General features: G+C 59.3%; 10 protein-coding genes. 3 read left to right on the top strand and 7 right to left on the bottom strand.

Features of this window, described 5'->3' with window-relative positions:
* Positions 1 to 39 precede the first annotated feature (39 nt).
* The gene (locus tag IF204_RS14080) at positions 40 to 525 is read right to left on the bottom strand and encodes a (2Fe-2S)-binding protein (protein ID WP_194097725.1); all 486 of its coding nucleotides are present in this window, start codon (positions 523 to 525) and stop codon (positions 40 to 42) included.
* A gap of 24 nt (positions 526 to 549) precedes the next feature.
* Positions 550 to 1,071, bottom strand: coding sequence for a CoxG family protein (locus IF204_RS14075; protein WP_194097724.1), 522 nt, complete (start codon positions 1,069 to 1,071; stop codon positions 550 to 552).
* Positions 1,072 to 1,325: 254 nt separating this feature from the next.
* Here IF204_RS14075 and IF204_RS14070 point away from each other — a divergent pair, with 254 nt between their 5' ends.
* The 3 genes from IF204_RS14070 (at position 1,326) to IF204_RS14060 (ending at position 5,472) form a co-directional block, all read left to right on the top strand.
* Positions 1,326 to 2,024, top strand: coding sequence for a response regulator transcription factor (locus IF204_RS14070; protein ID WP_194097723.1), 699 nt, complete (start codon positions 1,326 to 1,328; stop codon positions 2,022 to 2,024).
* A gap of 62 nt (positions 2,025 to 2,086) precedes the next feature.
* Entirely contained in the window at positions 2,087 to 3,259 is a 1,173-nt protein-coding gene (locus tag IF204_RS14065) for an FIST N-terminal domain-containing protein (RefSeq protein ID WP_194097722.1), read from the top strand.
* A 5-nt stretch (positions 3,260 to 3,264) separates the two neighbouring features.
* Complete coding sequence (locus IF204_RS14060) at positions 3,265 to 5,472, top strand: hybrid sensor histidine kinase/response regulator (RefSeq protein WP_194098239.1); 2,208 nt, start codon at positions 3,265 to 3,267, stop codon at positions 5,470 to 5,472.
* Here IF204_RS14060 and IF204_RS14055 read toward each other — a convergent pair.
* The 5 genes from IF204_RS14055 to gltB all read right to left on the bottom strand — a co-directional run bounded on the left by IF204_RS14055 (position 5,469) and on the right by gltB (position 13,078).
* Positions 5,469 to 5,657, bottom strand: coding sequence for a hypothetical protein (locus IF204_RS14055; RefSeq protein ID WP_194097721.1), 189 nt, complete (start codon positions 5,655 to 5,657; stop codon positions 5,469 to 5,471). The genes IF204_RS14060 and IF204_RS14055 overlap by 4 nt on opposite strands.
* Before the next feature lie 25 nt (positions 5,658 to 5,682).
* Entirely contained in the window at positions 5,683 to 6,735 is a 1,053-nt protein-coding gene (queG, locus tag IF204_RS14050) for a tRNA epoxyqueuosine(34) reductase QueG (RefSeq protein WP_194097720.1), read from the bottom strand.
* Positions 6,716 to 7,381, bottom strand: a complete 666-nt coding sequence (gene fzlA / locus IF204_RS14045) for an FtsZ-binding protein FzlA (protein ID WP_167636410.1) — start codon at positions 7,379 to 7,381, stop codon at positions 6,716 to 6,718. Before fzlA ends, queG begins: the two co-directional genes overlap by 20 nt.
* Before the next feature lie 85 nt (positions 7,382 to 7,466).
* Positions 7,467 to 8,216, bottom strand: coding sequence for a monofunctional biosynthetic peptidoglycan transglycosylase (mtgA, locus tag IF204_RS14040; RefSeq protein WP_194097719.1), 750 nt, complete (start codon positions 8,214 to 8,216; stop codon positions 7,467 to 7,469).
* 320 nt (positions 8,217 to 8,536) lie between these two features.
* The gene (gene gltB / locus IF204_RS14035; RefSeq protein ID WP_194097718.1) at positions 8,537 to 13,078 is read right to left on the bottom strand and encodes a glutamate synthase large subunit; all 4,542 of its coding nucleotides are present in this window, start codon (positions 13,076 to 13,078) and stop codon (positions 8,537 to 8,539) included.
* Between the last annotated feature and the right edge of the window lie 11 nt (positions 13,079 to 13,089).

Below are 13,089 nucleotides of genomic sequence, written 5' to 3'. Positions count from 1 at the left end.
TTGCGTGTGACAGGCGGCTCCTCTCCGCCGGACACTTGATTATTCGGCGGCGATGCTCGTCACATCCTGACCGCTGGCGGCCATGATCGCTTTGACGATGTTGTGGTAGCCGGTGCAGCGGCAGATATTACCCTCAAGGTAATGCCGGATTTCCGCTTCGGTCGGCTTGGGGTTTTCTTTCAGCAGCGCGGATGCGGACATAATCATGCCCGGCGTGCAGAAACCGCACTGAAGACCGTGGTGTTCCTGGAACGCGGCCTGAATGGCCGAGAGCGAACCGTCAGCACCGGCTATGCCTTCGATGGTGGTCACCTCCGCACCGTCAGCCTCTGCGGCGAACATCGTACAGGATTTGACTGCAACACCGTTCACATGAACCACGCACGCGCCGCACTGCGAGGTGTCGCAGCCAACGTGGGTGCCGGTCTTGTGGGCTTTTTCGCGCAAGAAATCGACGAGCAGCGTGCGCCCTTCGATCTCAGCGGTGACGGGCTTGCCGTTCACCGTGATCGTAGCTTTTGTCATAGGTCCTCCTTCCTATATGCAGGCTCAGCTCTTGCGAAATCGCGAGAGAAAACCCTTTTTCACGACTTCTTCTTCCGATGCGTCAGCGGCGACCTCGTCCTCCTCGGGGCCTTCGACAACGTTCTGGAACTTCTGGAAAAATTCATCGGCGAGCTTGCGGGCCACGCCGTCGATAATGCGGCTGCCGAGCTGTGCGATCTTACCGCCCATCTTGGCATCGACGTCATAGGTCAGCAGCGTACCACCATCATCGGCGGCCAGCGTGACAACCGCGCCGCCTTTGGCGAAACCGGCGGGGCCGCCTTTGCCTTCGCCGACGATTTTACAGCTTTGACCTTCAACGATATCGGTCAGCTGGACGTTGCCTTTGAACGTCGCTTTGACCGGTCCGATCTTCTGGACGACGACAGCGGTAAAGCCGTCTTCGACCGAGCCTTCCATTTCCTGACAACCCGGAATGCAGGCTTTGAGCACCTCCGGATCGAGCAACGCAGCCCAGACAATTTCGGGACTCGCGTTTATGACGCGGGAATCGGCTAGTTCCACGTATCCCTCCTCCTCTTTCCTGAAACCAAGCTAAGCCTAAGGTCAGAGACCTGAATATTAGACCAAAGGTTTATACAAACCTGCGCCAGCCGCGCCGCCTTTGCCAAACACTTTCGATTGACTCGAGGCTGGGATCGTTCAACCTAATGGACCTACCCTGCTGTAATCCGCCCGCTTTCATCCGACCTTTGTGCCGTGGTTGCGCTCACATGAGGCTGATACAGTAAGGTTCATTCCAATTCGGGGTACAGTGTATGCAGGACGTCGCCACAAGTCTGAAAACCAACGCATTCACCAAGGCGATGATCGTCGATGACCATCCGCTCTTCTGCGATGCTTTGTCGATGACTCTGCGCACTGTGACCCAGATCAACGAGGTCACGACTGCCGAAAACCTCGAAGGCGCGCTGCAGCAGATCCGTGACGGGGCGAAACCCGATGTGATCGTGCTCGACCTCAATCTGCCTGACGTGAACGGCCTTGATGGTCTGATCCGTATGCGCACGGCTGCCGACACGACGCCGATCGTTGTCGTGTCCTCGATGGCCGACCACCGCATGATCAGCTCCGCCATGCGCGCGGGCGCGACCGGTTTCGTGCCCAAGCATAGCCAGCGCGAAATTTTCCGCTCTGCCTTTGACCAGATTCAAAACGGCGGCACCTATGTGCCCGAAGGTGTACCGCTCGACACCGATCCGAACCGCCCGGTCACCGATCAAGAAGAGGCCATCGCACGCCTGTCGAAGCTCACTCGCCAGCAGGCGAACATTTTGCAGCTCATCTGCGACGGCAAACTGAACAAGCAGATCGCGTTCGACCTTTCCATTGCGGAAACGACCGTAAAAGCGCACGTCACCGCCATCATGCGCAAGCTCGGCGTCCAAAGCCGGACCCAAGCCGTGCTGCTCGCGCAGGAAGCCAGTTTTGCTTCTGTCTTGCGGGACATGTCATGAGGGCTCTACGATCCCCATAACCCACCGCGTGGGGCCGCGCTTGTTCAGGAGGAGACATGCAGATGCAGGCACGTACGCTCTCGCTGCAACACGCAGCGAGCCATCTGGACGGCATCGTGAAGAGTGCCCAAATCGACTGCGCTCACCCCGATCCGATCAGGGGGCTTGCCGGAGGTTTGGGAGACGGTCCGTTCTCGCTTGTCGTCATCCTTGCCAGCATCGCTCCTGATTTCCAGCAGTGGATGAACGATGCGGCAAAGATATTCGGTAACGCGCAAACAATCGGCTGCACGACTGCGGGCGAGATCAGCCGTGACGGCTACGCCGAAGGGACCATCGTCGCCATCGGCTTTCCGGTTAGTCATTTCAGCGTCGAGCCGCTGCTGATCCCCGACCTCGATAACTTCGACCAGCAAGACCTCATCAGCCAGATGATCCGGTCCCGCACAAGCCTCACCGCATCTGCAAGCCAATGGCCACACGAGTTCGCGTTCCTCGCGATCGACGGCCTGTCAGTGCGTGAAGACGAAGTCGCCGCGACGATTGCCAACGGTTTGGGGCCTGTTCCGCTGTTTGGCGGCTCTGCGGGTGACAACAACGAGTTTCAGGAAACGCTGGTCGCCCTGAACGGCGAGACGCATCAACACGCCGCGGTGTTGTGCTTCGTTCGCACGGTCTGTCCCGTGAAGGTCTTCAGCCTCGACCACCTGATGCCGAGCGAAGTGCGCATGGTCGTGACGTCAGCCGATCCGGAGCGCCGCATCGTGCACGAGATCAACGCCGAACCAGCGGCCAAGGAATATGCGCGGCTGCTCGGCAAGGAGTTCGAAGACCTTTCATCGTTCACCTTCGCTGCCCATCCCGTCGTGGTGCGGCTTGGCGCCAGCCACCATGTCCGCTCGATCCAGCAGGTGCTGGAGAACGGCGACCTCGTGTTCTTTTCGGCCATCGACGAGGGCCTCGTGCTGACCCTCGCACGGCCCGAGGATATGGCGCATCACCTTGAACGCGAACTTCAACGTGTCACCGGCGGGCGCAAAGCCGAGGCGATCTTCGGCTGCGACTGTATGCTCCGCCGTGTCGAAGCGCAGCAGCGCCAGATCCTGGGTGATCTTTCGTCCATTCTGTCCCGCCACCGCGTCGTCGGGTTCTCGACCTACGGTGAGCAGATCAACGGATTGCACGTGAACCAGACCATGACAGGGGTGGCGATTTTTGCGCCGGACGGCGAATGACGATGATCTCCGACTCCCTGCTCAACCCGCTCGACCCGCCTGAAAAACAACGCGAGAAGCTTTTGAAAATTTGCGCGTCGTTGATGCGCAGGATCGAGCAAATTAACGGCGATCAGAACGTCGCCTATACGCAGTTCCAGCGTGCCGTTCTGCTGGAAGAACAGGTGCGCGAACGTACACGTGACCTCGAACACGCTCTCGACCTGCTGAACGAGTCCAACGCGCGTCTCGCGACAGCCAATATAGAGACGGAGAAGGCCCGCTCTGACCTCGCCAGCGCGATCGAAACCATTCAGGAAGGCTTCGGCCTCTTTGATTCCGATGGCATTCTGGTCCTCTGCAACTCGCGCTTCGGGATGCACATGCCCGACATTCGGGGTGACCTCGAACCGGGCCTGAGTTTCGAAGCCTACGTCAAACTCATCAGCAAAAGCCGCTATCTGCATCTGCCCGACGGCACATCTTCAGCGGATTGGGCCCGTCAGCGGATGCTTCGGCATGGCGAAGAACATGTGATGTTCAACGTCAGCCTTATCTGGGACCGCTGGGTGCAGGTATCCGAACATCGCATGAAAGACGGTCAGACCGTCATCATGCAAACCGATATCTCGGACATCATCCGCCTCGAACGGATGGAGCGTGGCCGCCTGATGGACGATCAGGCAAAGCTGATCCGCGCGACGCTTGAACACATCAATCAAGGCGTCGGCATTTTTGACAGCGAGCGTCGTTTGGTCGGCTTCAACCAGCGCCTCGCCCACATGCTGTCGATTCCGCTGACCCAGATGCGCGTTGGCCTCGATTTCGTGTCGATTCTGAAGCTCATCCAGAACGACATTACCCCGCTGAATTCAGAGCCGAATGTCCTGATTGAAGACTGGGTTCAGTCCACCGAGAAGCGCCCGCCCCTGCGTATCGAATTCCAACGCGGCGAAACCCGCTGGTTCGACATGTTCGCGCAGGAAATGCCCGACCGCGGGTTCGTGGTGTCGATCACCGATGTGACCTCCGAGCGTGATTTCGCCCGCCAGCTGCGGCAGGTGAACGAGCACCTCGAACAGCGTGTGACCGAGCGCACGCTGGAGCTTGAGGACGCCCTCGCCGTGGCCGAACGCGCAATTGCCAGCCGCTCGCGCTTTGTTGCGGCGGCGTCGCACGACCTACTTCAGCCACTCTCTGCCGCGACGCTCTACCTGTCGTCACTCACCGAAGAATGCGAGTCGCCGCGCCAGAAGGAAGTCATCGGCAAAGCGCAGAACGCTTTGTTTTCGGTCCAGGACATGATCGCGGCGCTGCTTGATATTTCGAAGCTCGAAGCAGGCCGCGCGGCAGTCGACGTCCGGCAAATCGACCTTGGTGCACTGCTCAAACAGCTTCGCGATGAATTCGAACCAATTGCGCGGCAAAAAGGTCTCGATCTGCGGGTTCTGCCGGTCAATCTGGTCGTCCGCTCCGACGCCACTTACCTGCGGCGCATTCTGCAAAACCTGATATCGAATGCGATCCGCTACACTGACACTGGCAAGGTGCTAGTCGGCGTCCGGCGCATGCGCCGGTCCGTGAGGCTCGAAGTTTGGGACACCGGCGCGGGCATTGCGCCCGAGGATCAGGAGATCATTTTCCGCGAGTTCCACCGCCTTGATGCGCGGTCATCTGCGTCCGAGGGGCTGGGCCTTGGCCTCGCCATTGTCGACCGCGCTTGCGGGTTGCTGCGCCATCCTTTGACTGTCGAATCCGAATCCGGCAAAGGCACCGTTTTCCGTGTGACGGTCCCGTTGTCATTTGAAATGGCAGAAGAAATCGCACCCGAAGGCCCCGTGACCCATTCGTCATGGCGCCATGACGGGTTGGTTACGCTGCTGGTCGAAAATGACCTCGATATGCGTAAGGCACTGACTTTGCTGTTGGAAAAGTGGAACGTGCAGGTGATTGACGTTAACTCGGGCGACGAAGCAATCCAGCTCCTTCAGGAAATCGACCTCGCGCCTGACGCGATGCTGGTCGACTACAAACTCGATGGCGGCGAGAAGGGCACGGACGTTATCAACCGATTGCGCGACATGCTTGGCGAGGTCCCTGCCCGTTTGATCACGGCGAACAGGACGGCAGCGGTTCAAGCGGAATGTTCGAAGCACGGTATAGAGGTGCTCACCAAACCGCTTGATCCGATTTCACTCCATCTGTTCTTGGAGTCGGCCTCACATCAGTTCTAAGCCAATATCCCCCGTTCGATACGCGCGAACTGACGCGCCTTTGTCCCCGATCCGGCGACTTTCGGCTGGCGATGCAGCGCGGTATAAGACGGGTGGCGGGTGGACTGACGCTCAAACGTCAAGAAAGCCTTGGCGCGCGATACATAGGTGCGGTGACGAGGCTGGTCGGTAATATGTTTTTGCATGATTTCCTCCTCCTGCGGAGGTCAATCATAGCACATTGGCGTCGTTCAAGCGATCCCAAGCCCAGCGGGCGGCCTCTGCAACAACTGGATCGGCGTCGTCGGTCAGGCCGCGGGCCGTATTGGCAAGCGACAAGTCGCCAGAATTTCCGATTGCGTACAGCACGTTGCGCACGAACCTGTTCCGCCCGATCCGTTTGATTGGGCTGCCAGAAAACCGTGAGCGGAAAGCTGCATCATCGAGGATCGCAAGCTCTGCGAGTGGCGGCTCGAGCAGGTCCTCACGGGCTGCGTATTTGATCTCGCTCGATTCGACGGCGAACTTGTTCCACGGGCATGCAGCGAGGCAGTCGTCGCAGCCGTAAATCCGATTGCCCATCTTGGCGCGCAGTTCGGGATCAACCGGCCCGTCATGCTCGATCGTCAGATAGGAAATGCAGCGGCGCGCGTCGATCTGGTAGGGAGCGGGAAACGCGTTTGTCGGGCAAGCATCGAGACAAGCGCGGCACGATCCGCAGTGGGACACTTCGGCTCCATCGGGGGCGAATTCTAAAGTCGTGAAGATCGCGCCAAGGAAGAACCAACTGCCGAGGTTCCGCGACAATACATTGGTATGTTTGCCCTGCCATCCCAGCCCTGCCGCCTGCGCGAGCGGCTTTTCCATGACGGGCGCGGTATCGACGAAGACTTTAATCTCTTCGCCTTTCTGCTGATCCAAAAGCCAGCGTCCAACCTTCTTCAGCCGCTTTTTGACAACGTCGTGGTAGTCGCGGTTCTGGGCATAAACGCTGATCGCAGCGCGGTCCGGCTTACCGATCACCGCCATCGGATCGTGCTCTGGCGTATAGAGCTCTGCCAGCATGATGACGGATTTCGCCTCGGGCCAGAGGGCCGTGGGATTTCCCCGCCAGTGCATCCGTTCGGCCATCCAGTTCATCTGCCCGTGACGGCCCTCGGCGACGAACTGATCCAGCCGCTCTGCAATCTGGGGAACATCTGTCGGCCTGCAAAAACCGATGTCGCTAAAGCCGGCGTCGAGCGCGAAGGCCCGCACCGTATCCTTAGAAATCGAGGTTGGCATACTGCGGCGGGACGGGGAATCCGGGGATCTGGTCGGCGAGAATCGAGCGGAATGCGGGGCGCGATTTGATCTTCGCGTACCAGTCCTTCACGACTTCCGAACGGTTCCAGTCCACATCCGAGATGTAGTCGAGGCACGACAGATGCGAAGCGGCGGCGAAGTCGGCCAGCGTCATCGAGTTACCAGCAAGCCAGCGGCGCTTTTCGAGCAGCCACGCCATGTAGTCGAGGTGATACTTGATCGCCTTCGCACCTGCTTTGACGTTGGAGCTGTCGGGATAACCCGTACCCATCACTTTGCGGAACACCCGCTCGCCGACGAGCTTCGTTGTGACCTCGTGATAGAACTTGTCATCGAACCAACTGATCAGACGGCGGACTTCGTACTTGTCGTCAGCCGAGCGCGGCATCAGCGGGGGCTGCGGATAGGCGTCCTCGAGGTACTCGCAGATCGCCGTGCTTTCGGTCAGCACTTTGCTTTCGAGCTTGAGAATCGGGACTTTTCCAGCGGGATTGCGACGCATCAGCTCTGCGTCTTTTTCCCAATAGCGCTCCTCGACCAGCTTTACCTCGATCCGCTTTTCACCAAGGCAAAGGCGGACTTTGCGAGAAAACGGAGACAGCGGATAATGGTAAAGAACGTTCATTTTGGGTCCCGGTGCAGCTTCGTCTTCTGTGACTGAACGGCGCATTTTGTGCAAGTCCCCGCCAGTCACGGTGCATTGTGCTGAACTAGTCGTCGTTGGCTTGGAAGCAAGCGGCGCGGCCATCGCGGTCGATCGTAGCAGCGCCGTCGCGGATGCTGGCAGCGCGTGACCGGAAGCTTTCGGACAGGTTCGCCGCATCGCGCGATTTGGGCGCAGGCAGCACCGTGGCGAGCCGTGACGCCTGCACAGCGGTGAGGTTGGCAGCATCGACGCCAAAGTAACTTTGTGCGGCCGCCTGGACGCCAAAGACCCCCTCGTCAAACTCGGCGATGTTCAAATAGACCTCAAGGATACGCTCTTTGGGCCAGACAAGCTCCACCGCTGGGGTCAGGACGGCCTCTAGCGCTTTGCGCGACCATGTGCGCTCGGGCCAGAGGTAAAGGTTCTTCACCACCTGCTGCGAAATAGTAGAGCCGCCACGATTGCCACCAGAGTTCATCGCAGATCGGATCGCATCGAGGTCCAGCCCCCAATGGAGACAGAAATTCGCGTCCTCGGCAGCGACAGCAGAACGCGCCATCACCGGCGCGATGTCTTCCATCGACACGAATTCATAGTCCACACCACCGAGGCGTTTCGCTTCGGACAGGATATAGAGCGTGGTCCACGGATTAAGGAACCGACCGACCAGAATGACAAAGAAAACGAACAGGATAGCCACCGCGCCGCCGCGCAGCAGCAGACGCCTCACCCGTTTACGGAGACGAGCCGTAGCGGGCTGTGCGACTGGTTCGATGATGTCATCGGGGTCTTCGGTTTTTGAGCGTTTCGGCATGCCCACAGATATAGTTGGCTACCGCCAAGCTGGAAAGTCACCACGACCCTGGCATTTGCGGGTACTGGTGTCGGGCGTTCGGTCTTTTCGACAAACGGAGACATCGTGCTCACTACCAAATTAGGACTTCTACCTGAGTTCAGTCTCAGGCCGGTGCCCGTCATTAGCCATAGCAATGTAACAGCAAATCGCGGTTCGCTGCGCAGAGGACACAATTTTCGTTGCACACCCGCAACAGTTTGACTGCGTATTGAGCGCCTTTTGCGCAATAAAAAACGCCGGAGGTTTCCCACCGGCGTTTTCTGATTCTCTAGGCCCGCTTATTCAGCCGGAATAGCAGCCTCTTCAATGGTCAGCGGGTGCGGAAGACGCGCGAGCATCTCCTTCGGGCAGACCTGAACGAAGTTGGCCTTTTCCAGATCCCAGTGCTGGAGGATCTCAGCGGCTTTGACGCTACCGGTTTCCAGAGCGTGACGCTCGACGAGCGACTTCAGTTGCTCTTCCCAATGATCGACGCTGACAGGGCACGAAACGAGCGTGTCCATGTTGATCAACGCGGCGCTCTCGCCTTCGGGATCGTACAGGTACGCCATCCCGCCGGTCATACCAGCACCGAAGTTGGCACCGATCGAACCGAGGATCACGGCAACACCGCCGGTCATGTATTCACAACCGTTCGAGCCACAGCCTTCGACAACAACCTTCGCGCCCGAGTTACGGACCGCGAAACGCTCGCCAGCGCGGCCAGCCGCGAAGAGGTAACCGTCGGTCGCACCGTAAAGGACGGTGTTACCGATGATGGTGTTCTCGGACGCAACCAGCGGCGAGTTCATCGGCGGACGAACCACAACGGTTGCACCCGACAGACCCTTGCCCACGTAGTCGTTGGCATCGCCCGAAACTTCGATCTTCAGACCCGGCGCCCCGAATGCACCCAGCGACTGACCTGCGGAGCCCTTCAGCTTGACCGTCAGGTGGTCGGGCTGGAGGTTGTTACGCATACCGAAGTTCTTGACGATATAGCTCGACGTGCGGGTACCGATGGTACGCAGGGTGTTCTGAACAGCGTATTCCAGCTGCATCTTCTCACCATCGTTGAGGAAGCGTGCTGCGTCCTTGACGATTTCGGCGTCCAGCGTGTCCGGCACTTCGTTGCGCGGCTTGTTACGGTCGTAGACGATCTTGTTCGCGCCATCGACAGTGATGAGCAGCGGGTTGAGATCGAGGTCATCGAGGTGAGCCGAACCACGCGAAACCTGCGTCAGCAGGTCGGCGCGACCGATCACTTCATCAAGGCTACGGGCACCGATCGACGCGAGGATTTCGCGCACTTCGGTGGCGTAGAACGTGATGAGGTTCACGACCTTGTCTGCGGTGCCGGTGAACTTGGCGCGCAGCTCAGGGTTCTGGGTACAGACGCCCACCGGACAGGTGTTCGACTGACACTGACGCACCATGATACAGCCCATCGCGATCAGAGCAGCGGTACCGATGCCGTATTCTTCGGCACCCATCATCGCAGCCATGACGATATCGCGGCCGGTACGCAGACCACCGTCGGTACGCAGGGTGACGCGCTCACGCAGGTTGTTCATAGCGAGAACCTGGTGCGCTTCGGTCAGACCCATTTCCCACGGCAGACCGGCATACTTCACCGACGTCGCAGGCGACGCGCCCGTACCACCGTTGTGGCCCGAGATAAGGATCGTATCGGCTTCGGCCTTGGCAACACCGGCAGCAATCGTACCGACGCCCGACGAAGCAACCAGCTTCACCGTGACCTTTACGGTCGGGTTGATCTGCTTGAGGTCGTAGATCAGCTGAGCAAGGTCTTCGATCGAGTAGATGTCGTGGTGCGGCGGCGGCGAAATCAGGGTCACGCCCTTGGTCGAGTGACGCAGACGCGCAATCAGGTCGGTAACCTTCATACCCGGCAGCTGTCCACCTTCACCCGGCTTCGCACCCTGCGCGACCTTGATTTCAAGCTCTTCACAGTGGTTCAGGTATTCGGCGGTGACACCGAAACGACCCGAAGCAACCTGCTTGATCTTGGCCGACGGGTTGTCGCCGTTCGGTTCCGGAACGAAGTGTGCCGGATCTTCACCACCTTCACCCGAGTCCGACTTCGCGCCGATGCGGTTCATCGCAACGTTCAGCAGCTTGTGGGCTTCCGGCGACAGAGCACCGAGCGACATACCAGGCGTGACGAAGCGCTTGCGGATCGCGGTGATCGATTCAACTTCTTCGATCGGGATCGCCTTGCCCATCGGCTTGATGGCCAGCAGGTCACGCAGGTGGATCGGCGGGTTCGACTGCATCGACGACGAGTACTGCTTCCACAGTTCGTAGGACGAACGGTCACACGCGGCCTGAAGCATGTGCATGGTCTGTGCTTCCCATGCGTGCTTCTCGCCCGAACGGCGCGACTTGTAGAACCCGCCGACCGGCAGGACGTTTGCAGCAGCAGAGCGCCAGCCGTGTGCGTGGACTTCTTCCAGCTTGCGCTGGATACCGTGCAGACCGATGCCCGAAATACGGCTGTGCATACCCGGGAAGTATTCGGCACACATTGCACGCGACAGACCGACAGCTTCGAAGTTCAGACCGCCACGGTAGGACGACAGAACCGAGATACCCATCTTCGACATGATCTTGAGTAGACCACCATCGACAGCTTCGCGGTACTTGCGCATCGCGTCGGTGAGCGAAACGTCCAGCAGGCCGCGCTCGATACGGTCAGCAAGGCTGTCCTGAGCGAGGTAAGCGTTCACGGTCGTCGCGCCACAACCAATGAGAACGGCGAAGTAGTGCGGATCGACACACTCTGCCGAACGGACGTTCAGCGAGCAGAACGTACGCAGGCCCTTGCGGGTCAGCCACGAGTGGACAGCCGAAGTCGCGAGGATCATCGGCATCGGCACTTTGCCGTCGTTCTGGTGTTCGTCAGTCAGTACGATGTGACCAGCGCCCGAACGCACAGCGTCTTCGGCTTCAGAACGGATACGCTCCAGACCTTCGCGAAGTGCTTCCTGACCTGCACCTACAGGGAAGGTACAATCGATGATCGCAACGCTTTCACCGAACTGTTCGACCATGCGGGCGAATTCGCCGTTGGCAACGAAGGGGCTTTCCAGAACGAGGATCTCGGTCTGCGAGCTGTCTTCGTCGAGCACGTTCTTGAGGTTACCGAAACGCGTCTTAAGCGACATCACGCGGGTTTCACGCAGTGAGTCGATCGGCGGGTTGGTCACCTGGCTGAAGTTCTGACGGAAGAAGTGCGACAGCGGGCGGTACATCTTGGACAGAACAGCCGACGGGGTGTCGTCGCCCATTGAGGCCACGAGTTCCTTGCCGTCCTCTGCCATGGTGGCGAGAACCTGCTCCAGCTCTTCGAGCGAGTAGCCAGCAGCGACCTGACGCTTGCGCAGTTCCGCGCCCGAGAAGGTCGCCTTTTCCTGAATGTCGCCCATGAAGTCATGGAGATCGACGATCTTTTCGATCCAGTCACCGAAGGACTGGCTGGCAGCCAGCGTGTCCTTGATTTCCGTGTCGTGGTAGAGCTTGCCCTCTTTCATATCGACGGCAATCATCTGACCCGGGCCAAGCGCGCCTTTTTCCTTTGCGGTCGCTTCGTCGGTCGGAACCATGCCGACTTCAGAACCAGCGATCAGCATACCGTCGCCAGTGACGACGTAGCGCATCGGACGCAGACCGTTACGGTCGAGACCACCGCAAACCCAACGACCATCGGTCATGGCGAGCGCAGCAGGGCCGTCCCACGGCTCCATCACGGCGTTGCAGTAGGCATACATGTCCTGCCAAGCAGTCGGCATTTCGACAGCCTGCTTCGACCATGCTTCGGGAACGAGCATGGTTTTCGCCATCGGGGCGTTGCGGCCCGCACGGACGAGAACTTCGAACACGGCGTCCAGAGCGCCCGAGTCCGAGGTGCCGTTCGGGATGATCGGCTTGATGTCTTCGGCCAGTTCACCGAATGCGCCCGAGGCCATGCGGATCTCGTGGCTCTTCATCCAGTTGACGTTGCCCTTCAGCGTGTTGATCTCGCCGTTGTGGGCAAGCATGCGGAACGGTTGGGCCAGCTTCCATTCGGGGAAGGTGTTGGTCGAGTAACGCTGGTGATAGATCGCGAAGGCCGATTCAAAACGCGGGTCTTCGAGGTCCGGATAGAACACCGAAACCTGCTCTGCGAGCATCATGCCCTTGTAGATCAGCGAACGGGTCGACAGCGAACAGACATAGAGGCTGTTGATCTGCGCGTCGGCAGCAGCTTTCTCGATGCGACGACGGATGATGTAGAGTTCACGCTCGAACTCTTCTTCCGTGATATCCTTTTCGCAGCGGATCAGGATCTGTTCGATTTCCGGACGGGTCGCGTTCGCCTTTTCACCGAGACACTCGGTGTTCACCGGAACGTGGCGCCAGCCGTAGATGTAGTGACCCATGCGGAGCACTTCGGACTCCACGATGGTACGGCAGCGTTCCTGCGCACCGAAATCGGTACGCGGCAGGAAGACCTGACCGACAGCGATACGCTTGTCGATCTCGGGCTCGTGGCCGGTGCGACGGATCTGGTCGTAGAAGAAGTTCGCCGGAATCTGGACGTGGATACCTGCGCCGTCACCGGTCTTGCCGTCGGCATCAACAGCACCGCGGTGCCAGATAGCCTTGAGCGCGGTGATGCCCTTGTCGACAACGCTGCGCGACGGCTTACCGTCGATAGCAACCACGAGACCTACGCCGCAGGACGAGTGTTCATCGTCGGTGCGGTAGAGGCTGTTCTCAGCCATCCATTTGCGCTTGGCCTCTTCGGCGGCGACCCAATTTTCGTCATAAGTGGTCATGAGGCGTCTCC

The sequence above is a fragment of the Marivivens aquimaris genome, from assembly GCF_015220045.1.
GTDB classification, from domain to species: domain Bacteria; phylum Pseudomonadota; class Alphaproteobacteria; order Rhodobacterales; family Rhodobacteraceae; genus Marivivens; species Marivivens aquimaris.
The sequence above is the reverse complement of the archived record's forward strand: the minus strand, read 5'-3'. Positions and strand labels throughout refer to the sequence as shown.

What these genes read in the sequence shown, in the direction of transcription:
- mtgA (WP_194097719.1), bottom strand. Translation starts at nt 8,216, where the DNA reads ATGCCGAAACGCTCAAAAACCGAAGACCCCGATGACATCATCGAACCA.
- IF204_RS14065 (WP_194097722.1), top strand. Translation starts at nt 2,087, where the DNA reads ATGCAGGCACGTACGCTCTCGCTGCAACACGCAGCGAGCCATCTGGAC.
- IF204_RS14070 (WP_194097723.1), top strand. Translation starts at nt 1,326, where the DNA reads ATGCAGGACGTCGCCACAAGTCTGAAAACCAACGCATTCACCAAGGCG.
- gltB (WP_194097718.1), bottom strand. Translation starts at nt 13,078, where the DNA reads ATGACCACTTATGACGAAAATTGGGTCGCCGCCGAAGAGGCCAAGCGC.
- IF204_RS14055 (WP_194097721.1), bottom strand. Translation starts at nt 5,657, where the DNA reads ATGCAAAAACATATTACCGACCAGCCTCGTCACCGCACCTATGTATCG.
- fzlA (WP_167636410.1), bottom strand. Translation starts at nt 7,381, where the DNA reads ATGAACGTTCTTTACCATTATCCGCTGTCTCCGTTTTCTCGCAAAGTC.
- queG (WP_194097720.1), bottom strand. Translation starts at nt 6,735, where the DNA reads ATGCCAACCTCGATTTCTAAGGATACGGTGCGGGCCTTCGCGCTCGAC.
- IF204_RS14080 (WP_194097725.1), bottom strand. Translation starts at nt 525, where the DNA reads ATGACAAAAGCTACGATCACGGTGAACGGCAAGCCCGTCACCGCTGAG.